Consider the following 23,574-nt stretch of genomic DNA (forward strand, 5'->3'; position numbering starts at 1 on the left):
TGTGACCTTTCCCTTTCATCCCTTTATTCCCACTCCTCCCTTTACTCCTATTTTTATGCTAACGAACTATCTTAAAATCGCCTGGCGTACGCTCAGCAAGCAGAAGGGGTTTACGTTCATTAATATCTTCGGACTGGCCGTTGGCTTGGCCTGCTGTATGCTCATCCTGCTGTATGTGCTGGACGAGCTAAGCTACGACCGCTATAACGAAAAAGCGGATCGGATTTATCGGCTGCAGTCAGACATCAAGTTTGGCGGGAACGACATGCACTTCGCTGTTTCGCCCGACCCCATCGGTCCAACCCTCAAAAAAGATTATCCACAGGTTGAGCAGTTTGTCCGTCTTCATCAGGAGGGAACCTGGTCTGTAAAGCGAACGGGCGAGCCTACCAATCTGCGTGAGGACAACATTATGTTTGCCGACTCAACACTGTTCGACGTCTTTACGTTACCGCTCCTGTCGGGCGACCCCAAACGGGCGTTGGCCGAACCGAACTCGGTCGTCATCAGCGAATCGGCTGCCACTCGGCACTTTGGCAATCAAAATCCAATGGGGCAGACGATGGTATTCAATGATAACCAGACGTATAAAGTGACCGGAGTGATGCGCGACATACCCAAGAACGCGCACTTCCAGACTAACTTCTTCCTGAGTATGCTGAACGATGATTACACCTGGGGTCAGTGGCTCAGCAATAATCACCATACGTATATTCTGTTCAAGCCGGGAACTGATGCGCAGGCGTTTGACAAAAATTTCGATACGGTCATTGAGAAATACGTTGGTCCGCAAGCCCTGAAATTTACCGGGTCAACCATGGATCAGTTTCGCAAAGCCGGTAATAGTATTGCGTACTGGCTTATTCCGTTAACCGCTATTCACCTTCATTCGAAACAGCAGATAGAACTGGCGCCGAACGGTGATATTCAATACGTCTATATTTTCTCGGCGGTAGCTCTGTTTATTCTGCTGATTGCCTGCATCAACTTTATGAATCTGGCCACGGCCCGCTCGGCCAATCGGGCTAAAGAGGTGGGTGTTCGCAAGGTGATGGGTTCTGAACGGCAGCAACTGATCGGTCAGTTCATGACCGAATCGATATTGACCACCGTACTGGCGATGCTGTTAGCGGTGTTTATTGTTGGCATTGCACTGTCTTCTTTCAATAAAATTGCCGCTAAAGAATTAAATCTTAGTCAGTTAGCCTCCCCTTATTACCTGCCGTTTCTACTTTCATTACCGATTGTCGTTGGCTTGCTGGCAGGAAGTTACCCGGCCCTGTTTCTGTCGTCCTTCCAGCCCATTACAGTGTTAAAAGGCAAAATCAACGTAAGCTTTCGGAGTGCCGGGCTACGTAGCGGCCTGGTCGTTTTTCAGTTTATGATGTCTGTTATCCTTATTGTCGGCACCATCATTGTTTACCGGCAGATTACGTATATCCAGAGCAAAAACTTAGGGTTTAACCGCGATCAGATACTTAATATTTATGGAATCTACGCCGTTGGTAATCAAGCCGAAACCTTCCGCCAGGAAGTGCTGCGGTTACCGGGTGTAGTAAACGGTAGTATCTCTGGCTATTTACCAACGCCGTCCAGTCGCAGTGATAACGCTTTCTTCGCTGAAGGACAGTCGGACATGAATAAAGGCGTTAATATGCAGAGTTGGCCCGTTGATCATAATTATATCAGTACAATGGGAATGAAAGTGATCAAGGGCCGTGATTTTTCCAAAGATTTTGGCTCCGACTCGGCGGGTATTATTTTGAACGAAGCGGCTGTTCGTGTCTTTGGTTTTAAAGACCCTATTGGCAAGCGCATCTGGCGGTTCAATGATGCCCAACTGAAAGAACGTAAAACCTACACGGTAGTTGGCGTTGTTAAAAATTTCCATTTCGAATCGCTCCGTCGCGACATTGGTGCTTTATCGATGTTTCTCGAACCCAATTCAGGAGCCGCTTCATTCCGGCTCAGCAGCACCGATCTTCCTGCCTTAATCAAACAGATTGAAGCGAAATGGCGGCAGATTGCTCCCGGCCAGGCCTTTAGCTACCAGTTTATGGACGACAGTTTCGACGAGATGTACAGGGCAGAGCAACGTATCGGAAGCATTGCGCTGACCTTTGCTGTACTGGCCATTCTGATCGCCTGCCTGGGCCTGTTTGGTCTGGCGGCATTCATGGCCGAGCAACGTACCAAAGAAATTGGTGTTCGCAAAGTATTGGGTGCCAGCGTCACCAGCATTATTGGCCTGCTCTCGAAAGACTTTCTGAAGCTGGTTCTGATCGCCATTCTGATTGCCTCACCCCTAGCCTGGTACGTAATGAGCCAGTGGCTCAAGGACTTCGCCTATAAAATCGACATCGAATGGTGGATGTTTGCCCTCGCGGGTTTGCTGGCTGTTGGTATCGCTTTAGCAACGGTGAGTTTCCAGAGCATCAAAGCCGCCCTGATGAATCCGGTCAAATCGCTACGGTCGGAATAGTAAGGCGCTAGTCGCAGGGTTGCCCATCCAGTCGAAAATACCGTACTGTTACGGGCATAACGGCGGTCGAGTCGACAAAGCCTTTTAGCGCAAACAGGCCAATGTATTTGGGCGACATCCCGAATTCGTACGTCGTGATTTCCTTGAATGAGAAATTATCGACCGGGCTGGCCGAATATAAAACCCGGAATTTCTGATGCTGCTTTTCAATCCTGAACGCCACATTTTTCAGATTGGTAACCGCAATACGTCGCTCATCGCGGTTACCAATCTGAAATAAAGGCTGATGAACGAATTCTTCCAGGTTAGCGTCGCCTTTGCCGTACGAAGCAATGGCCTGAATCAGGATTTCGGCCGGTTTGTGGTAGCCGCCAAAAAAGTTGTTATAAGAAAGCGACAGCCGAATGCTTTTGCCCATAAACAGCGTGTCTTCCAGCAATAAAAGGCCTGCCTGTTGCCAGTTGCCGTCTGGAATAAAGTCATTGACATGCACTTCTGTCCGGAAACACTCGTTCTTGATTTCTCGCAGCAACAGGTTTTGCACGTGCGGAGCCTCACCCGTTTTCGGCCAGTTATCGCCTTTGAGGGTAAAAAGGGTTAGCCGTCCGGGTTTCTCGGTCCTACGGCTCCAGAAATCAGCGTTTTTGCCCTGAAGAAACCAGCCGTTCTGAGTCAGGTGGGCGTCCGATACATCGTGAAAATCTTCCTGCACCTGATCCAGTCGGCTTTCCCGAAACAACAAAAAGCCGCCGATTATAGCCATCAGCAGTAAGCCCGGTACTACGTACCCTACAGAAAACGGTCGGGATTTGGCTGTAACCGGCTTCAGTTGCGATGGTCTGCCAACCTGTTCGCGATAGCGAAACCAGTAGGGAAAATGCTCTTCCAGTTTTTTGCGCTCAGCTTCCGTCGTAACCGGCGCACTCAGGACGTAACGCGCCAGCGTATCGAGGGTGGCCGTTGATGGATTCTCCGGCTTGCCCGGCACGGGATTGAGCAGAAAAGCGGTATAATTTTTTATACTTCGCCAGCCTACCACGAGCCCTGTGCTCTCTTCAATTTCACTACTCACATGCTTGCTTTCCGGCTCAGAAAGCGGACTGGTCAGCGGATGACCGAAACATTTCTGGACTACCGCCTGTACTAATTCGGCAAATGCGCGCCGGTCGATCTCGTCCATACTTCATTGTGTCATAAATGGTCATTGAACCCGTACGTTGTCCTTCTCACCCAGTGTTAGCTATTACCAAGACTAACTGGCAACAGCGACGATGAAATCATAATTCCGCGACGTTTCCGCCCGAATTCCGCCTGTTTTTCACTGTCCGACGAAGCTTTACCCAAAAATTCGTCGTCCATGAAAACCGCTCTGCTGTTTATTGCCGTTGCGTCGATTCTGTCTGTTCAGGCTCAGCAACTTCAGGTTCATTACGATTTCAGGAACTCCATCGACCCCGATCTGAATCGAACAAATTTTGCCTCGCTGACTTTTGAGTATTTCAAATCAAACGATTCAACGGGTTCTTTTCTGTTGAAAATGCAAACCGACTTCTCTGGCGAAAATAACAATGTCGGTCAGCTTTTTTTACAGGTCTCGAAGAATCTGCGCTACTGGCGGCCTAAAATTCAGCTGGCCCTGACGTACAGTGGCGGTTTGGGCGTGGCCCCCCCTTCGTATGGCTATTACCTCACCAATACGTTCGGGATTGGAGCGGCCTACCCATTCCAGTGGAAAGGTGCCTGGTTTAGCACGAGTCTGGTGTATCGGTTTAGTGCATTTCCTAGACCAAGCCACGATCCTCAGTTTACATTTTACTTTGGGAAAGGGTTGTACAACTACAAAATCATGGTGGCCGGAAGCCTGGTCGTGTGGAGCGAAAACCGGAACCAGGGCACTGATTTTACGAACGGGCTGACTGGCAAAAAAATAGCTTTTTTCGGTGATCCTCAATGCTGGGTTAAGGTCGGCAAAAGCCTTTCGGTTGGCTCACGCATCAATCTGTTTTACCATACGCTGACGAACGCCAACCGAATTCAGGTATACCCCACGCTGGCACTGAAAAATCAGTTTTAATACGTAGTGACTGGTAGAATGTGTTTACGTTGAGTAGGCTTAACATTTTTTAACAGCCTAGTAATCAAAACAGTAAATACCTTCGGGGCACCATAGATCAGGCAGCACAACTCGGCTTTCTCATGCTTCAGAACTACCTCAAAATTGCCCTCCGGAATCTGCTTCATCGTCGGTTCTACGCACTGGTTACGCTCTTCGGTCTGACGGTCGGTATTACGTTCTTATTGCTGATTGGCAACTACATTCAGGGCGAACTGGCCGTCAATAAAAATCTCCGGAATGCCAGCCAGCAGTATCTGGCCCAGAGCCGATGGAAAGAAGAAACGATGGGGATGGATATCACGACACTGGCGCCTATTGGGCCGACACTCAAGCAGATATACCCCAACCTGATAGCGAATTACTACCGCTTTTACGGCGTTACGGCCATTATCTCAAACGGTCAGAAGCATTTCCGGGAGGGTATCGAAATCGGTGACTCTACCCTGCTGTCGATGTTTGGCTTCCCAATGGCGTATGGCGATCCAAAAACCGCTCTGCTGGCGCCGAACTCAATGGTGATTACGGCCGATATGGCGCAGAAATTTTTCGGCAAAACCAACGTACTGCGCCAGCCGCTAACCGTACAGACACCCATCGGTGGCAAACAGGTCTTTACGGTAACAGGCGTTATCCAGAACCCGCCCAGAAACAGTGTGACAGACCTGCTTCCCGTGCGTGACCAGATTTTTATTCCGATGCGGAACGTCGGCTACTTTTCCCCTGAAGCCAGTATCAACTCCTGGCAGAATCAGTACATTCCGAATTACCTGGAGCTGCAACCCGGCGTAACGGCCGACCAGCTAACCAAACCCCTTTCTCAAATTCTGGCAACCTATGCTCCACCGGGTTTTAAAGAGAATTTAACGGTTTACCTGAGCCCACTGGAAACGTATCACCTTAAAGCCCAGAATGGTCTGGTCGAAAAAATGGTTCTGGCGCTGACGGTGATTGCTGTATTCATTCTGTTGATGGCGGTGGTCAACTTTGTCAACATCACCATTGGCATGTCGGCCACGCGGCTGCGGGAAATTGGTGTTCGAAAAGTTCTGGGCAGCTTAAAGCAGGGGCTTATCGGGCAATTTTTAGCCGAATCCGTTCTACTGACCTTTGGCGCTACGCTGCTGGCGCTGGTCTGTCATGAGATTTTTCGACCTTTATTTGCCGACGTACTGGAACGTCCCATTCCGTCGCTGATTAGCTGGTCGCCGTTGGCCTACGCCGGACTACTGGCTCTGGTGTTGATTATCAGTCTACTGGCGGGCGGATATTCGGCGTTTGTGCTGTCGAGCTTACCGTCTGTAGAATCGCTGAAAGGCAAATTAACCGGGTCGGTTCAGAAAGGAATTGGTTTACGGCGGGCGTTGATCGTGTTTCAGTTTACAGTTGCCATCTTCGTGTTCGTTGGCGCCATGGTGATTGGGAAGCAGGTGGCTTATTTTTTCAGTAAAGACCTGGGTTATCAGAAAGACCAGGTCATGACAGTAGCCTCGGTGCCGCGCGACTGGTCGAAGGCGGGTGTTCAGCGCCTGGAAGGCATCCGGAATCAGTTAGCCCGCGTTCCAGGCGTACGTGATGTAAGTTTTTCGTTCGAAATTCCCGACGGGAAAAGCAGCGGCAGCGGTCGGTTGTTCCAACAGGGTCGCGATAGTAGCAGCGCGGCTGTGGTTACGGTGATGACCACCGACGAGCAGTTTGCGCAAACGTACGGGCTACATATGAACGAAGGCCAGTTTTTCCACGCCAATGGTGCTGGTTACGATTCGACGCGGGTAGTTCTGAACGAATCAGCGGTAAAAGCCCTGGGGTGGACTGGTCCGGCGAAAGCAATGGGCCAGTTTGTCCGGTTTCAGGGTAGCGATCGAACCTATCGAGTAGCGGGTGTGCTGAAGGATTTTCATTTTGGCTCACTGCATCAGGCCATTAACCCGCTCATTTTTTTACATGTTCGGGCCAATCCCATATACCGGTATTTTTCATTCAAACTGGCTCCGGGGCATCTGCACGAAACGGTTGAGGCCATTGGTAAAGAATGGTCACGGCTGTTTCCGGATGCCCCTTTCGAGTATTCGTTTATGGACAATACGCTCCAGAAACTTTACCAGACAGAAATTCAGCTTCAGAAAGCATCGCGGCTGGCTACTTCACTGGCCCTGGCGATTGTACTGCTCGGCGTACTGGGACTGGTATCGCTCAACGTAACGCGCCGAACCAGGGAGATTGGCATTCGGAAAGTTCTCGGAGCCAGTACGTTGGGAATCGTCCATCTGTTTATGAAGGAGTTCGTACTGATTCTGCTGGTTGCTAACGTATTCGCCTGGCCAATAGCCTATTATCTGTTACGTGACTGGCTGACGCACTTCGCCTATCAGATGGATCTGTCGTGGTCGCCCTTTGTGCTGGTGGCTATTGTGCTGGCGTTGCTAACAGGCGGGGTAGTCAGCACCCAAGCCATACGGGCCGCACTGGCAAATCCGGTTAAATCATTGAAAACGGAATAGGAGGAACAGGCAAAAGGCAGAAAGGAGAAAGAATCAATTCAATAATATACCTTCTCCTTTCTGCCTTCTGCCTGTTCCCTCATTCCCTCATCTTCATGCTACACAATTACCTCAAAATCGCCCTTCGCAACCTGCGTTCGCAGCGGGTTTATGCTCTTCTAAACGTATTAGGCCTGACGGTTGGCATGGCGGGCGGACTGCTCATTTTTCTGTTCATTCAATACCACCTCAGCACCGATCGGCATCACACCCGCTACGACCGAATTTTTCGGGTAGTTACGGATTTGCATCTGGCCGACGGCTCCGTAGAAAATTACCCTGAAGCCCCGTTGCCGATGGCCAGTGCCCTGCGAAACGACTATCCGCAGGTGGAGCAGGCCGCTTATTTGAAAATGAATCGCGAGTTGACGGTTGAGCCCAAAAGCAATGCTTCTGCCTCACATCCGTCGGTGCGGTTTCTGGAACACAAAAGCACAGCCCTGGTTGAACCAGAACTGTTTGACATTCTGGATTATGAGTGGCTCCGGGGCAATCGGAAAACAGCCCTCAACGAACCGAATACGGTTGTTCTGACCGAATCGTGGGCAACGAAATATTTCGGCGATTCTGACCCCATTGGCCAGACATTAACGCTAAATCACCTGGTCGACGCCAAAGTAACCGGCCTGCTGGCTGACCCGCCCAAAACTACCGATACCGACATCAATCTCTTTATTTCTTTGCCGACTCTTACCAAACTCGACTCTACGTTCGATCAGAGCAGTTGGGGCGCCCTTAATAGCACTGACCGACTCTTTGTTACGCTCAAAAATCCGGAAACGGTCGGTAGTATGGAAGCGGCCATGCCAGCATTGCTGAAGAAACACTTTGGTATCGATGCCAAATATTATCAATTCCATTTTCAGCCATTACGCGACGTTCATTTCGATGTAAAACGTATCGCTGGCGGTGCCATTCGACCTTCCTTACTCTGGTCGCTGGGGCTGGTCGGATTATTTCTAATACTAACCGCGTGTATCAATTTCGTCAATCTGGCCACGGCCCAGGCATTACGTCGGAGCAAGGAAGTTGGCATTCGCAAAACCCTCGGCAGCACACGGGTACAACTCATCCGGCAGTTTTTGCTCGAAACGGCGCTGATTGTCCTGACGGCAACTACCCTGTCTGTCCTGTTGATTCTCATAACGTTACCACTCTTCAACCAGTGGCTGGCTATTCATCTGTCGTTGCGGATGGATGCTCAAACGCTTGGCTTTATAGTGCTCCTGCTGGTGGCTGTCATTGGGCTGGCAGGCAGCTATCCGGCGGCAGTGCTTTCAGGCTTTAGTCCGTGGGCAGCCCTGAAAGGTACACTTGCCGTTAACGTTCGCGGAAATTTCTCACTCCGTCAGTCACTGATTGTGTTACAGTTTGTGGTTTGTCAGGCCCTGATTGTTGGAGCATTCGTGGTAGCTACGCAGGTTCGGTACCTGCACGAAGCGGATCTGGGTTTCAAAAAAGAAAACATAGTGGTCGTAACGCTGCCCAATCAGCAGAAAGAACGTAGAGAAACATTCAAAAATGAGCTGATGCAGTATCCCGACATCAAATCGGTTAGTGCAAGTCATCAGCCTCCTTCGTCGCGACTCCTGTATGGTGGCTCGTTCAAAATGGACGATAAAGCGGAATGGGAAGACTATCCGATTCGCGAACGAGTAGCCGACGCCGATTACCTCAAAACCTATGGCTTACAGCTCGTGGCCGGTCGAAACCTGTCGGCGGGCGATACCATCCGGGAATATCTGGTCAACGAAGCGCTTTTGAAAAAAATGAACATCTTCGATCCGAAGCAGATTCTGGGGCGCAAAATGCAGTACTACCTGTCGCCCGTTGCGTTGCCGATTGTGGGGGTCATCAAAGATTTTCACCTGCGTTCTCTTCACGATCAGATCCTGCCCTGCTTTGTGGCTACCTATTCCCCCTTTTTTAATCAGGCCGGTATTCGCGTATCGGGGCAAAATCCGATACAGACGCTTCAGCATATCCGGCAGGTGTGGGAAAAGCTCTACCCCGGCGAAGTTTTTGAGTACAGTTATTTAGATGATCAGCTGGCAAAATTCTACGAAACCGAAAGCCTGGTGTTTCGACTGGTCAATACGTTTACGGGCATTGCCATACTGATTTGCTGCCTCGGGCTGTATGGGCTGGTTTCGTTGGTGGTTGCACAACGGACCAAAGAAATCGGGGTACGGAAAGTGCTGGGCGCATCCGTTGCCAATATCGTAACGCTGCTGTCCAAAGACTTTGTAAAGCTGGTGCTTATCGCTATTGTGCTGGCCTCCCCCCTGGCGTGGTACGTAATGAATCAATGGCTTGCCGATTTCGCCTATAAAATTGATATTGCCTGGTGGGTATTCGCCCTTGCCGGTATTCTGGCGCTTGGCATTGCTTTGGTAACCGTTAGTTTTCAGAGCATAAAGGCCGCACTGGTGAATCCGGTCAGATCACTACGGTCGGAGTAATGAAGACGTACTACTTTTTGCCAGGCCGAAAACCATACTCGCAGCATATACCATGAATTTCTCTCTGGAAAAATCCTTTGATGTTCTTGAGCGTACACCCGCCGTTCTCGATACGATGCTGCAGGGTATTTCTGCCGACTGGACATCAGTCAATGAAGGCGACGGTACGTGGAGCGTGTATGACGTAATTGGTCACCTCATTCATGGCGAAAAAACAGACTGGATACCGAGGGCAGAACTTATTCTTTCGGATAAGCCCGATAAAACGTTTGCGCCGTTTGACCGTTTCGCTCAATTCGACGAAAGTCCCGGAAAATCATTGGCACAGCTTCTGGATGAATTTAAGGCACTTCGGCAACAGAATATGGCCTGGCTGCGCTCAAAAAATCCTGGCGGAAACGATTTTGAGAAAACAGGGATTCATCCCGCTTTTGGCAGCGTAACACTATCGCAACTGCTGGCTACCTGGGCTGTACACGACCTCAACCATATTGCTCAGATCGTTCGCGTGATGGCGTACCAATATAAATCCGCCGTTGGTCCCTGGATTGAGTATCTGCGAATTCTGAAGACGTAACGCGGACAGATTACTGCACCGTTCGGTACGTTAAATTCCATGTCCGCAACTGTACGATCAGCGTCCGTTTGCGGACATTCCTGTGGCCCAACTCAAAATTTTAATACTGATAATCAATCAATTATCTTTCTGGTACGGCATTTGGCGTAACTGACATCGGGGCTTGAACCCTATGCCCAGCCCCTCTGCCGCTATGCTTCGGAATTATTTGCTCATCGCCCTTCGCAATCTGCGGAAGCACAAAACCTTTAGTTTTATCAATATTATAGGCGTTGCTGTTGGGCTTGCCTGCTTCCTGCTCATTGCGCTCTACGTACAGGACGAACTGGGCTACGACCGCTACAATGCCAACGCCGACCGGGTGTACCGCGTTACGCGTACCTTCCTCTCGTCGGAAGGTACGGCATCACTTAAACTGGCGCAGGCCGCCCCGCCATTCGGGCCGCTGATCAAACAGGATTTTCCCGAAGCCGAGCAGGTTGTGCGGACACTGGACCTGAGCAACGGCCTGTTACGTGTCGGCGAACACTCGTTCAATGAGCCGGACATTTACATGGCCGAAGCCAATCTGTTTAAAGTGCTGAGTTTCGATATTGTCAGTGGCAATCCCGATCAGGCACTGGTCAATCCGTTTTCGATTATGTTCTCCCGGCCCATGGCGGAGAAATATTTTGGCAGCGAAAACCCCATTGGCAAGACCGTTCGGATGAACAATCAGTTCGATATGACCATCACGGGCGTCTTCGAACCGCTACCGACCCAGGCGCATTTCCATCCCGGTTTTCTGGTTTCGTTTTCAACCCTGAACGACAATCGGATATACGGGGCAGAAGGCTTACGGACCAACTGGAGCAACAACTCGTTCAATACGTATGTACTGCTGAGGCCAGGTGCCGACCCCAAACGGATGGAAGCGGCATTTCCGGCCTTTCAGAACAAATACGTTCCGACCGAAGAGGGCCGTCAGGCTTCATCGTTTTCGGTGTTGAACCTGCAAAAACTCACGGACATTCACCTGCGGTCGCATACGGATTCGGAGGTCGAACCAACCGGCGACATTACGTATATCTATCTTTTCTCGGCTATCGGCTTGTTCATTTTGCTGATTGCCTGCATCAATTACATGAATCTGGCCACGGCCCGCTCGGCGGGACGGGCCAAAGAGGTTGGTATGCGCAAGGTTGTAGGGGCCTTGCGCAACCAGCTCATTGGGCAGTTCTTGAGCGAATCGATTCTGCTGGTGGTATTTGCGCTTGGCATCGCTGTTTTTCTGGTAATGCTCAGTGTGCCCGCCCTGAACGACTTCACGAACAAACAACTGTCGTTCCGCCAATTGCTCGACCCGGTCTTTCTGAGCGTCGTGGTTGGCATTACGCTTATTACCGGTCTGGTAGCGGGTAGTTATCCGGCGTTCTTCCTGACTTCGTTCCGGCCACTAGGCGTACTGAAAGGCCAGATAGCATCTACGGTGCGCAGCGGTAAACTACGGCAAGTGCTGGTAATTACGCAGTTTGCAATTGCTATTGCGCTTATCATCAGCACGGCAGTTGTGTACAACCAGATGAAATACATTCAGGATTACCGGCTTGGCTATGCAAAAGATCAGATGCTGATACTGCGCGATGTGGGCGATTCAACGACGAATTACGAAACCCTGAAACAGCAACTGGTTCAAACCGGAGCAGTGCGAGATATGGGTCGTTCATCGCGTATTCCGTCGGGGCGCCTGCTCGATTCCTACGGAGCTATGGCCATGAAGGGCGATACCATGGCGCCGGTCAAGATCAATTTGCGGGGGCTACAGGTCGATTACGATTTTATCCCGGCCTACCAGATCGGCATGGCCGCTGGACGTAACTTCTCCCGTTCCTACTCCACTGATACGGCTATGGTTGTGCTGAACGAAACGGCTGTGCGCCAATTGGGCTGGACACCCGATCAGGCAATTGGCAAACCGTTTCAGTACGGTCCGGCCAAGGGGCAGATTATTGGCGTAACCAAGGATTTTCATTTTGAATCGCTGCATCAGCAAATGGCCGCGCTGGCCATGATTCTTCAGCCCGGTCAGCTCAACTGGGTATCTGTACCCCTCAAAGGCAATACGTCGGAAGCTGTACAGCGTGTAGAATCCGTCTGGAAACAGTTTTTCCCCCAACAGCCGTTTGACTATAAATTCCTGGATGAGCGTTTTGCCCGGCTTTACGCCCGCGAGCAGACGCAGCAAACGCTGTTCAGTATCTTTGCCGGTATTGCCATTCTGATTTCCTGCCTGGGTCTGTTTGGGCTGTCGATGTTCATGGCCGAAGCCCGCACCAAAGAAATTGGTATCCGTAAAGTGCTTGGGGCTTCGGAAGCCAGTCTGGTGGCGCTGTTCTCCAAAGACTTCATGAAATTAGTCGTTGTTGCCCTGGTTATTGCCTCGCCAATAGCCTGGTACGCCATGCACAGCTGGCTGAACGATTTTGCTTACCGGACCGACATTCACTGGTGGGTCTTTGCGCTGGCGGGTGGCCTGACGGTATTGATTGCTCTCTTAACCGTCAGTTTCCAAAGCGTAAAAGCCGCTCTCACGAATCCGATAAAATCACTTAAATCAGAATGATAGGAACAGGCAGAAGGGAAAAGGGAGAAAGAACAACGATAAGCATACCCCATTCTCCCTTTTCCCTTCTGCCTGTTCCCTTTACTTCCCCTTTTTATGCTAACCAACTATCTCAAAATCGCCGTTCGGAATTTGCTGAGAAGTAAGTCATTCTCCGCAATTAATATCTTCGGGCTATCCGTTGGGATGACGTGCTGCATGTTGCTTCTGCTCTACATACGTAGCGAATTGTCGTATGATAAGCATCAGCAACATGCCAGTAACTTATATCTGATGGCGCAGGAAACTACCATTGGCCGGGGGAATAAAGGTGCCGGGAGCGAAAAAAATTCGACGGCATCGGCTCCGTATGCTTTTGCGCTGAAATCGGAATTTCCGGAAATTGAGCAGGTATCCCGCCTGTGGATCAATCTCATTGACGACAAAGCACTTTTACAGGTGCGCGAAGGCGGAAAAGCTGTCAAATCGTTTTTCGAAACGAAAGGCTACCAGGTCGATTCTACCTTTTTCGAGTTGTTCTCTTATCAGTTTGCCGAAGGAAATCCACGTACGGCGCTGGTCGACCGGAACTCGATCGTGCTATCGGAAGAGGTAGCTCATAAGCTGTTTGGCAATACGTCGGCGCTGAACAAGCTGATTCGGATTGGTGGTACGTCGGGCAATAGCGAAGAGTTTAAAGTAACGGGCGTTTACCGCGACGAAAGTGCCCATTCACACATCGACGCGAAGTTCTTTTTGCCCATTAGCGCGGGTTGGGTTGGTGGTTTCCTTCGGGAAGCCAAGCTGGATTTCTGTTGCAACAACATGTTCATCACATACCTGAAGCTGCGGCCCGGAACCGATCCGAATCAATTGCAGCAGAAGTTTCCGGCGTTCATGGAGAAATACGCCAGTGGGGATCTAAAGAATGTTGGGTTCGACAAAAAGTTGTTTCTGGTTCCGGTTCCAGACCTGCATCTCTACGATCAGATCAACACCATCGTTACGCCCACCAATACCACTACCTATCTGTATATTCTGGCGTCAATTGCTTTATTTACGCTACTGATTGCCTGTATCAATTTCATGAATCTGAGCACGGCCCGCTCCGCCAAACGAGCGGCCGAAGTGGGCGTTCGGAAAGTGATGGGTGCCGAACGCGGTTCGCTGATCGGGCAATTTCTGGGCGAATCCATTGTGCTGTCGTTTCTGGCGCTGATTATTGCGCTGGTCCTGGTCATGCTGACGCTCCCCGTATTTAACCAGTTGACCAACAAAGCCCTGCACGTTTCTGAGCTGTTTGACCTGCGTATTGTTCTGGCGTTTCTTGGGCTGGCGTTGCTAACGGGTTTACTGGCCGGAAGCTATCCGGCTTTTTATCTCTCGCTGTTCAATCCAGCACAGGTACTAAAAGGAAAGTTCGTCAACAACCTGTCGGCCATTGCGCTACGTCGGGGGCTGGTGGTCTTTCAGTTTGTCATTTCGGTTGGACTAGTCCTCGCTACGTTCGTGATTCAGGAGCAGATGCACTTTCTGCGAAATAAGTCGCTGGGTTTTACGCAGGATCAGCAGATTGCTGTTTCGCTGAGCAGCAAAGAAGCTCATGCGGTTTATACGGCGTACCGGAACGAAATTTTGCGGAACAATCAGGTGGTGGGCGCGGCTGGAACGCAGTACTATCCCGGCATTAATAATGCAACTGATTTTCTTCTGTACAAACCGGAGCAAAGCGCGCTGAATGGCCAGAGTGTCAAAACGAATCAGGTTGATTACGACTATCTGCAAACGATGGGTTTTAAACTGGTTACGGGGCGTATCTTTTCCCGCCAGTTTCCCGGCGATACGGCCAACCGGCTCGTTGTCAACGAAGCGACCCTACGGAAATTCCAGATTCCGGTGAACAAGGCCGTTGGACATAAGCTAAACTTTGACTGGCAGGGCGAGACGCACCACTACGAGATTATTGGCGTCCTCAAGGACTTTCACTACGAAAATCTGCATCAGACCATTGAACCCTTCACATTTCTGCTGAACAGACAGCCCGATTTCAATTACATCATCGTGCATGTCAACACAGCCAACATGGAGAACGTATTGGGTTTTCTGGAACAAAAATGGAAAGCGTTACGTCCCGATGAACCCTTTTCGTACACCTTCCTGAACGAAGATTTCCAGAAAAATTACGAAGCGGAAGCCCGAACCTCACGTATTGTGAGCTATTTCACGGCTATTTCTATTCTGATTTCGTGCCTGGGCTTGTTTGGACTGGCAGCCTTTGCGGCTCAGCAACGGACCAAAGAAATTGGTGTTCGCAAAGTGCTGGGTGCATCGGTCACCAACATTGTTCTGTTGCTTTCCAGAGATTTCCTGGCGCTAGTGGTGATTGCCATTCTGATTGCTACGCCGATAGGCTGGTGGGCCATGAATAAATGGTTGCAGAATTTCGCCTACAAAATTGACATTCCGTGGTGGATCTTCGTCGTGTCAGGCGTGCTGGCCATCACGATTGCCTTCATAACGGTCAGTTTCCAGAGTATAAAAGCGGCATTGGTGAATCCGGTTAAATCGCTTAAGACGGAATAAAAGGAACAGGCAGAAGGGAAAAAGGAGAAAGAATCAATTCAATTATATACCTTCTGCCTGTTCCCTTCCTCCTTTTCCCCTACAAACACAACTATGAAACTCCTCATGATCACCCTCCTGGCCCTGACCAGCACATTCGCTCTGGCGCAGAAGCATACTTCCCTCAGCCGAACCGTCAACGACGACGAGAAAACCCTGTCGATCAGCGTACACGGCACTGTCGATGGCAAGCCACTTGATTACGAACGCAGCTTCGACGTATCAAAGCTAAACACCACCGAACGTAACGCCCTACGTGAACACATTCTGGACTCGCTGAATATCAGTACGCCCGAACCACCCAAACCGCCTGTTGCGGCTGTAGCGCCAACCGCCCCCGAATCGCCCAAACCACCCAAAGCTCCTCGTTTCGATAATAATGAATCCATAACCATTATAAACAGCGAGAAACAAACGGTTTCATCAACTCGTGGCGATGCACAGACGGTGGCCGTTGGTGGCAAAAATCCCTATACCAAAGAGGTAAACTACGATCCTGAAAACGGCCGGCTCTACGTTCGTTATCGGTATCAGAAAGATGGGGAAGATATCACTTACGAACGTACTCTCAACGCGCGAGACAAGTCGCAGCAGGAGCGGGATCGCATCATCGAAGGAATTGAGAAAGAAATTGGTCTGCCCAAAAACACGAAATAATACCCTACGTTGATGTTTCGGAACTACCTTAAAATTGCGATTCGTACCATTGTCAACCAGCGGGTTTACAGCCTGCTTAATTTGTCGGGCTTATGCATTGGCCTGACCTCTGTGCTGGTAATCGGGATGTACCTTAAAAATGAAATGACCTTCGATGGGTTTCATGAGCAGGCCGACCGCATCTACCGCCTGACAAATACGATAACCAATGCCGGTGGTACTGAAATAAAAAAACAGACGGGAAATACGGGAGCCATTCAGGGACCAACCTTTGCGGCTGGCATCCCGGATATTGCGTCGGTTACGCGGGTCATGGGCGTTTCGTTTAACGTTCATCGGGGCAATGATGGCTTCTATCAGGATGCCCACTACGTCGACGATAATTTCTTTCAGACGTTTTCGATACCCTTGCTGGAAGGTACGCCCCAATCGGCGCTGGCTGGTCTCAATTCACTGGTATTGACGGAAAAAGGCGCCAAAAAATATTTCAGCGATACGCCCGCACTTGGGCAACGACTCGGGCTGGAGATCAATGGCGCGGTCGAACCGTTTGTCGTTACTGGGATTGCCCGTAACCCACCCCCTAATTCTTCCTTACAATTCGAAATGCTGCTGCCGTTTAAGCACAACGAGCGTAAGCATAAAGACGACCAATGGCGGAATCAGTACCTGGCCACTTTTTTTGTTGTACGTTCGGGCGCATCACCTCTGAAAATTGAGCAACAGATGGCGCGTGTGTTTGCGGCTGTGGGTCAGGATCAGCTGACGAAAACGGCACAGGAGCCTCAGGAAAAATGGCAATTTGGTCTTCAGCCCCTTACCGATATTCATCTGACGCTGGCCTATGGCGGTGGCAATGAACTTGCGTCGCCCAATAGCCCCATGATTTTGTATCTGCTGGGGGGCATAGCTGTTTTTATACTGGTTATTGCCTGCATCAACTTTGTGAACCTGACAACGGCCCGGTCACTACGTCGGGCGCGGGAAGTGGGGGTTCGAAAAGTTATCGGTGGACAGCGCAATCAGCTGATCTGGCAGTTTTTAGGCGAATCGTTTCTGCTCAGCGCCATTGCGTTCGGGCTGGCACTGATACTGGCTCAGCTTGTTCTGCCCTTTTTCAATGAGGTTGCTGGCGTCGATCTCAGCCTGGCGTATCTGTTTGATGCCCGACTGGTGGTGCTCTACGTAGGTTTACTGATCCTGACAACCCTGCTGGCCGGAGCCTATCCTGCCTTTGTGCTGTCGCGGTTCAATCCGGTACGTGTGCTGGCTGGCCGGACCGGTTTTCAGAATCGCAATAACCTGAGTCAGGTGTTGGTGGTGGTACAATACGCCCTGTCGGTGTTTCTGATTGTGGCAACGCTGGCGGTTTTTGCTCAATTTGATTTCCTGACGACAAAAGACCTCGGCTACAACCCCGAACATCTGGTGCGGATTGATCTTCCAACCGTGCGGGAGGGCAACGATAACCTGGTGCGGCTGTTTCGGCAAAAACTTCTGAATCAGCCGGGTATTGTCGACGTAACGGCGAAAGACTGGCTGGAAGAATATACCAGTGTACAAACAACCGATAAGCCGATCGATGTGAATTACCTGCGCATCGACCCCAGTTATTTACCTACCCTCGGTATCAGGGTTGCACAGGGTCGTAATTTCTCGTCCGCTTATGCTTCCGACACCCTCGATAACGCGCTGGTCAACGAGGCCTTTGTACGGGAAGCGGGCTGGAAAAACCCATTGGGGCAGCAGGTATTTTTCCCGGAACGGAATCGCAAGGCGTACCGGGTTGTGGGCGTAGTCCGTGACTACCATTACTCGTCGTTACACGAAGTCATCCGACCGCAAGTGTTTGTGGGCGATGCAGATGCGTTGGCCTTTGGTGAAGTCTGGATTCGGATTCGACCTGATCATACAGCCCAAACGATGGCTTTACTCAGTCAGACGTACCGCGACATCGTTCCGCAGCATTACTATCACTACCAGTTTATGGATACGATTCTGTCCAGACAGTATGCGCTGGAGGTTCGTTTGCGTCAGATCATCACCTGGGCAGCGGGGCTTTGTCTGTTCATTTCCTGTCTGGGTTTGTTTGGTATTGCTACGTTTTCGGCCGAACGGCGCACAAAAGAAATTGGGGTGCGAAAAGTACTTGGCGCATCGACTGGCGAGATCGTCGCGCTGCTCTCCCGCGATTTATTATGGTTGATCATTCCGGCCCTGCTGATTGCCGTACCAACCGCCTGGTTATCCATCAATCGCTGGCTCGAGATGTACCCTTTTCATGTCAATCTGAGTGTCTGGCTGTTTGTTGGGGCAGCCTGTTTTACGGTTGTTGTTGCTTTGCTCACAGTCAGTTTCGAAAGTATAAAAGCTGCGTTGATGAACCCGGTTAAATCACTAAAAACGGAATAAGAGGAACAGGCAAAAGGCAGAAAGGAAAAGGGAGAAAGAATAACGATAATCCTACTTCTTTTTCCCTTCTGCCTGTTCCCTGGCTTCCTCCCTCACTATGTTCACTAACTATATAAAAATCGCCTGGCGGAATTTGATCCGCAACAAAGCCTTCTCGACCATCAATATTGTCGGGTTAGCGCTCGGACTGGCTACGTGCCTGCTCATTTGCCTGTATATATTCAATGAACTGAGCTACGACCGCTACAGCGACAAAGCCGACCGAATGGTGCGGGTCGTTTTTCGGGGAATCATGAATGGCGGACAGATCAACGAAGCCAACGTAATGCCGCCCGTGGCACAAACCATCAAAGCAGAGTATCCGGAAGTTGAACAGGCAACCCGGATTCGTACGGTCGGCTCGCCAACCCTCAACGTCGGCGACAAAACGTTTCGGGATGATCAACTGGCTTACGCCGACTCCAATTTTTTTCAGGTATTCTCGCTGCCACTGCTTCGGGGCGATGTCAAAACGGCATTGATACAACCAGGCACGGCTGTTATCACGCAGGAAATGGCGCAGAAGCTTTTCGGCAACGAAAACCCCGTCGGGAAATCCATAGCCATTAAAAGCTGGAATGCGCTCTTCCGGGTAACGGGTATAATCGACAAAATGCCGGTCAACTCGCACTTTCATTTCGATATGTTTATGGCCATGGCCGGGGAGCCGGATGCCAAATCGCCTTCCTGGATGACGTCTGGATATTTCACCTATCTGGTTCTTCCCAACGGGTATGACCCTGCCAGGCTGGAAGCGAAACTGCCGCAGATGGTCAACAAATACATGAGCTCGCAACTTCAGCAAGCTTTTGGCATGAGCTATGCGCAGTTCCGTCAGAAGGGCAACGATGTTAGCTTTCTTCTACAGCCCTTAACCGATATTCATCTTCGCTCAAATCTGACTGGCGAGCTTGAGCCCAACGCCGACATTCAGTACGTCTATATTTTTGGGGCAATCGCCCTGTTCATGCTGGTTATTGCCTGCATTAACTTCATGAATCTGTCGACGGCTGGTGCGTCGAAACGAGCCAAAGAAGTCGGGATTCGGAAGGTGATGGGCTCCGTGCGCCAAAGCCTGACCAGCCAGTTCCTGATTGAGTCGCTGCTGCTTACGGCCATTGCCCTGACTCTGGCTGTTGGGCTTGTGTACCTGACATTGCCGCTCTTCAACAAACTGGCCGGAAAAGCGCTCGTACTCAATTTCTCAGCCAGTCCGTGGCTCCTTCCGGGCCTGTTGCTGCTCGGCGTAATAGTGGGTGTGCTGGCCGGAAGCTACCCTGCCTTTTTCCTCTCCTCGTTCAAACCCGTTCAGGTACTCAAAGGCACCAAATTTACGGGCGACCGGAAAAGCATCGGACTACGTAGTGGGCTGGTTGTTGTTCAGTTTTTCATTTCCATTACGCTGATGATCGGCACAACGGTGGTCTATAAGCAACTTAACTACATCCAGACCAAACGATTAGGTTACGAGAAAGATCAGGTACTGGTACTGCCGGAAACGTGGCTGCTCGACAAAAAAGAAGAAGTGTTCCGCAGTCAGATTATGCAGGACCCCCGGGTGGTAAATGTCAGTACATCGGGGTATCTGCCGGCCGGTCCGAGCTACAATAACAACTACATGGTTTATCCCGAAACCAATTCAACCCAACTGGTCAAATCACTTCGGTACGAGATCGATTACAATTACATTCCAACGCTGGGTATGCAGATGGCGTACGGCCGAAACTTCTCGAAAGCGTATGGTACCGATTCGTCTGGCATTATTATTAATGAAACAGCCGCCCGCACATTCGGCTGGAACGGCAATGCCCTCGGACGTACCATTACGCATACCGAAAACGATGGCCGGAAAGGAACGTATCGGGTGGTTGGGGTTATCAAGGATTTTCATTTCCGCTCGATGCACGAAGCCATTTCGCCCCTGGTGATGATGCTGGGCAGAAACTCCGGCACCGTCATTGTGAAGATTAATACCAAAGACATCAGTGGGTTACTGGCATCGCTAAAGAAGCAGTGGGAGCAGTTGACTTCCGAAGCACCGTTTACGTACTCGTTTCTGGACGAACGCTTCAACAATACGTATCTGGCCGAACAGAAAACCGGGCAGATTCTGGGTATTTTTGCCGGTTTAACCATTTTCGTGGCCTGCCTGGGTCTGTTCGGCCTAGCTACGTTCATGGCCGAACAGCGTACCAAAGAGATCGGTGTGCGCAAAGTGCTGGGTGCGTCTGTTCCGAATATCGTCGGTTTGCTTTCCAAAGATTTCCTCAAGCTGGTGGCTGTGGCCATCGTGCTGGCGAGCCCGGTAGCCTGGTACGCCATGAATAAGTGGCTGGCTGATTTCGCCTATAAAATCGACATCGAGTGGTGGATGTTCGTCGTGTCGGGCGTACTGGCAGTGGGTATTGCCTTACTCACGGTGAGTTTCCAAAGCATTCGCGCAGCCTTAATGAATCCGGTTAAATCACTGAAAACAGAATAAGGGAACAGGCAGAAAGGAAAAGGGAGAAAGAATAACGATAATCCTACTTCCTTTTCCCTGCTGCCTGTTCCCTGTTCCCCTACTCCTTTTTCTATGCTACGCAACTATTTCACTACCGCCATCCGAGCGCTGAAGCGCAACTGGAGTTATTCGATCATCAATGTGTTGGGTCTGACGTTGGGGCTGGCCTGTTGTCTGGTATTGTTTATGGCCGTTCGGTATGAACTAAGTTTCGACCAGCACAACGTCAATGCGGACCGGATCTACCGCATGCTGGGCGTCGACAGGACGGCTCCCGACAGTAAACCGAATACCGGCATAACGTTTCCGGCTCTGGCCGCACTTCGGAATGACTTCCCCGACCTGAAACACCAGCTCACCATGGTAAGTCGGTTGAAGTCGGCGGTGTTGTCGGTAAAGGGCAAGGCGAATGGGGATAACAAGCGGTTTCAGGAAACAGATGGCGTGATCGCGTTTGCGGAACCCGAGTATTTTGCTCTTTTCGATTATACCTGGGAAAAAGGCAGCCCGCAAACCGCGCTTATTAACCCAAACACGGTCGTACTGTCTGACCGAATCGCTCAGAAATACTTTGGCAACAGCAATCCGATGGGCAAAACCATCCGGCTTGAAAATAGAATGGATTTTGTGGTAACGGGTATTGTACAGGCTCCCCCTGCCACCAGTAGCCTGCCGTTTGAGGTTTTACTGTCCCATGCCTCCATTTTAGCCTATGGCAGTACGTCGCCCCCCGACGATTGGAAATCGAGCTATGGCGGAGCACAGATTTATATGCTGCTGCCACCATCTCCAGCCGGATCGGAGACGTCAGCCGCCCGGATGGAGCGTCAGTTGGTTGGTTTTGTGAGGAAGTACCACGCCCCGGAAGATGCGCAGAAATTACGATACGTCTTACAGCCCCTGACCAGCATTCATTTCGCCACGAATATCACGAATTATGCCCAGCGCAGTATCAGCATCGAAATGATCTGGGCGATGGTGCTGATTGGACTATTTATTCTGGTAACGGCCTGCATCAACTTTATCAATCTGGCGACAGCGCAGGCTATCCGGCGAGCCAGAGAAGTGGGCGTCCGGAAAGCATTGGGCAGCAGCCGTGGGCAACTGGTCCGTCAGTTTCTGGGCGAAACTGGTGTTCTTACGGCCATAGCGGTATTGCTGGCGCTGCTTGTGGCCCAGCTCTCGCTTCCTTACGTTGGCGAACTGCTGAGCATCAAACCCGACGCAGTGACCTTATTTAGCCCGGCTGCACTCGGATTTCTGATTGGACTAGGCGTATTGACTACCGTATTAGCCGGGTTTTATCCAGCCCTCGTCTTATCGGGTTATCAGCCCATTCTGGCTCTGAAAGGCAAGATTCAGGCAGGCGCAGGAAACCGCCGGTTAACGCTCCGCCAGGGGCTGATAATCGGGCAGTTTGCGATTTCTCAGGTACTTATCATTGGAACCATCATTGCCTATAGCCAGATCCAGTATTTCCGTTCGGCGGATCTGGGCTACAACCAGGATGCGATTTTAACGATTCCGCTGCCACAGAACGAGCCGGGCCAGTTGGAAAACATACGCGCCAGTCTTGTTCATCTACCCGCTATACAGTCAATCAGTTTCGGTATGTCGACGCCTTCGTCTACGTCCAACTGGACAACGGGCTTTCGCTTTGAGAATGACGACAAAGATCCGGGCTTCGGTATTATGATGCGTCCGGCCGACACGGCTTACGTGCGTACGTACGGCTTGAAACTTCTGGCCGGACGTATGTATCAACCTGCCGATTCAATACGTGAACTAATTGTTAACGAGACGTTTATGAAACGATTAGGCTTTCAGAATCCTGAACAGATTGTTGGGAAGCTCATGACGGTGGCCGGTGAATCTGTAAAAAAACCCATTGTGGGTGTCGTAAAGGATTTCAACCAGCTCTCCCTGCGAGAACGCGTTGAGCCAAGCGTATTGACGACTCAGCGGGGCAACTACCGAATCATGGCCATCAAACTGTCGGCACAACAGGGTGGAACCGAGGCCATAAGTCAGCTTATCAAGCAGGTGGAAACCGCCTGGACAGCCACTTTTCCGGAGTTTGTTTTCTCGTACGAATTTCTGGATGAAACCCTGTCGAACTTCTACAAGAGCGAACAACGATTCTACGCTCTTTTCCGATTGCTGGCGGCCATTGCGCTCTTTATCGGCTGTTTGGGGCTGTACGGCGTCGTTGCGTTTATGGTCGAAACCCGAACCAAAGAAGTCGGTATCCGAAAAGCGCTGGGGGCGTCCACTTCGCACATTTTCGGCCTGTTTTCGTTTGATTTCGTCAAACTTGTCCTGGTAGCGCTGGTGATTGCCAGTCCGGTTGCGTGGTACGTAATGAACAAATGGCTGGCTGATTTTGCCTATAAAATCGACATCGAGTGGTGGATGTTCGCCATAGCCGGTGTGCTCGCCGTGAGCATAGCGTTGATAACGGTCAGTTTTGAGAGTATCAAAGCCGCGTTGATGAATCCCGTGAAATCGTTGAGAACGGAATAAACGGAACAGGCAGAAGGCAGAAAGGAAGAAGAACGAAGGTAATCCTAGTCCTTTTCCCTTTTC

General features: G+C 50.6%; 12 protein-coding genes. 11 read left to right on the forward strand and 1 reads right to left on the reverse strand.

Features of this window, described 5'->3' with window-relative positions; genetic code table 11:
- Positions 1-55 precede the first annotated feature (55 nt).
- On the forward strand, positions 56-2,482 hold the full coding sequence (locus LN737_RS28760; RefSeq protein ID WP_405514375.1) for an ABC transporter permease: 2,427 nt from the start codon (positions 56-58) through the stop codon (positions 2,480-2,482).
- Positions 2,483-2,489: 7 nt separating this feature from the next.
- Here LN737_RS28760 and LN737_RS28765 read toward each other — a convergent pair whose 3' ends face one another.
- Complete coding sequence (locus LN737_RS28765; protein WP_405514377.1) at positions 2,490-3,662, reverse strand: hypothetical protein; 1,173 nt, start codon at positions 3,660-3,662, stop codon at positions 2,490-2,492.
- A 177-nt stretch (positions 3,663-3,839) separates the two neighbouring features.
- Here LN737_RS28765 and LN737_RS28770 point away from each other — a divergent pair, with 177 nt between their 5' ends.
- From LN737_RS28770 to LN737_RS28815, 10 genes are all read left to right on the forward strand, one after another.
- Positions 3,840-4,556 carry a DUF5020 family protein gene (locus LN737_RS28770; RefSeq protein WP_405514379.1) on the forward strand — a complete coding sequence of 239 codons (717 nt, stop codon included), beginning with the start codon at positions 3,840-3,842 and terminating at the stop codon, positions 4,554-4,556.
- Between the two features lie 122 nt (positions 4,557-4,678).
- Complete coding sequence (locus tag LN737_RS28775) at positions 4,679-7,096, forward strand: ABC transporter permease (RefSeq protein WP_405514381.1); 2,418 nt, start codon at positions 4,679-4,681, stop codon at positions 7,094-7,096.
- 95 nt (positions 7,097-7,191) lie between these two features.
- Entirely contained in the window at positions 7,192-9,597 is a 2,406-nt protein-coding gene (locus LN737_RS28780) for an ABC transporter permease (RefSeq protein ID WP_405514383.1), read from the forward strand.
- Between the two features lie 52 nt (positions 9,598-9,649).
- Positions 9,650-10,174 carry a DinB family protein gene (locus LN737_RS28785; protein ID WP_405514385.1) on the forward strand — a complete coding sequence of 175 codons (525 nt, stop codon included), beginning with the start codon at positions 9,650-9,652 and terminating at the stop codon, positions 10,172-10,174.
- A gap of 193 nt (positions 10,175-10,367) precedes the next feature.
- Positions 10,368-12,776 (forward strand): ABC transporter permease, encoded by a 2,409-nt coding sequence (locus tag LN737_RS28790; protein ID WP_405520563.1) that lies wholly within the window; start codon positions 10,368-10,370, stop codon positions 12,774-12,776.
- A gap of 96 nt (positions 12,777-12,872) precedes the next feature.
- Positions 12,873-15,338 (forward strand): ABC transporter permease, encoded by a 2,466-nt coding sequence (locus LN737_RS28795; protein ID WP_405514387.1) that lies wholly within the window; start codon positions 12,873-12,875, stop codon positions 15,336-15,338.
- Between the two features lie 93 nt (positions 15,339-15,431).
- Positions 15,432-16,034, forward strand: a complete 603-nt coding sequence (locus LN737_RS28800) for a hypothetical protein (RefSeq protein WP_405514388.1) — start codon at positions 15,432-15,434, stop codon at positions 16,032-16,034.
- A gap of 12 nt (positions 16,035-16,046) precedes the next feature.
- On the forward strand, positions 16,047-18,446 hold the full coding sequence (locus LN737_RS28805; RefSeq protein ID WP_405514390.1) for an ABC transporter permease: 2,400 nt from the start codon (positions 16,047-16,049) through the stop codon (positions 18,444-18,446).
- 97 nt (positions 18,447-18,543) lie between these two features.
- On the forward strand, positions 18,544-20,967 hold the full coding sequence (locus LN737_RS28810) for an ABC transporter permease (RefSeq protein WP_405514392.1): 2,424 nt from the start codon (positions 18,544-18,546) through the stop codon (positions 20,965-20,967).
- A gap of 93 nt (positions 20,968-21,060) precedes the next feature.
- The gene (locus LN737_RS28815) at positions 21,061-23,511 is read left to right on the forward strand and encodes an ABC transporter permease (RefSeq protein WP_405514394.1); all 2,451 of its coding nucleotides are present in this window, start codon (positions 21,061-21,063) and stop codon (positions 23,509-23,511) included.
- The last annotated feature ends 63 nt before the right edge of the window (positions 23,512-23,574 follow it).

Source organism: Spirosoma sp. KNUC1025 (assembly GCF_045160025.1).
Taxonomy (GTDB): domain Bacteria; phylum Bacteroidota; class Bacteroidia; order Cytophagales; family Spirosomataceae; genus Spirosoma.